The sequence below is a fragment of the Olsenella uli genome (assembly GCF_016900775.1).
GTDB classification, from domain to species: Bacteria; Actinomycetota; Coriobacteriia; order Coriobacteriales; family Atopobiaceae; genus Thermophilibacter; species Thermophilibacter uli_A.
Genome location: NZ_JACJKN010000043.1, coordinates 1 through 471, shown reverse-complemented (window position 1 = coordinate 471; position 471 = coordinate 1). Strand labels below are relative to the sequence as shown.

Annotated in this window: 1 protein-coding gene; it reads left to right on the top strand. The window is 72.0% G+C overall.

What is annotated here, in order from left to right; translation table 11 throughout:
- On the top strand, positions 1-471 hold a 471-nt coding region (locus tag H6A23_RS11230), incomplete at both ends, for a hypothetical protein (protein WP_204832257.1).

Here is a 471-nt window from a genome sequence, read left to right as displayed (position 1 = left end):
ACGCCGGGAAGCACGCGGCGGTCGTGGGCTACGACGACGGGTCGGAGGGCGCCGGCAACTGGGCGCACTACACCACCTCCGAGGGCTACGTCCTGCGCGGCGGCGCCGACATCACCTCCTCCTCGGCCGAGGACGACGGGATGTTCTACGCCGACAACGACGGGCGCCTCCACACCTCCGGGTGGCTCGTGACCTCCGCCTTCGGCCAGGGCCTGCAGCGCTACTGGTTCGAGGGCGGCAAGGTCGCCTCCGTCGGCGTCCACAAGACGGGCGCCTCCTCCTGGACCTACACCACCTCGAACGGCTACGTCCTGCGCGGGCACCTCCCCGTGGGCGGGCTCGTCTATCTCGCCGACAATGACGGCAACCTCGCCGGCGGCGCCGCGGGCGGCTGGGTCGTCTCCGACGACTTCGGCCAGGGCCTGCAGCGCTACTGGATCAACGCCGGGAAGCACGCGGCGGTCGTGGGCT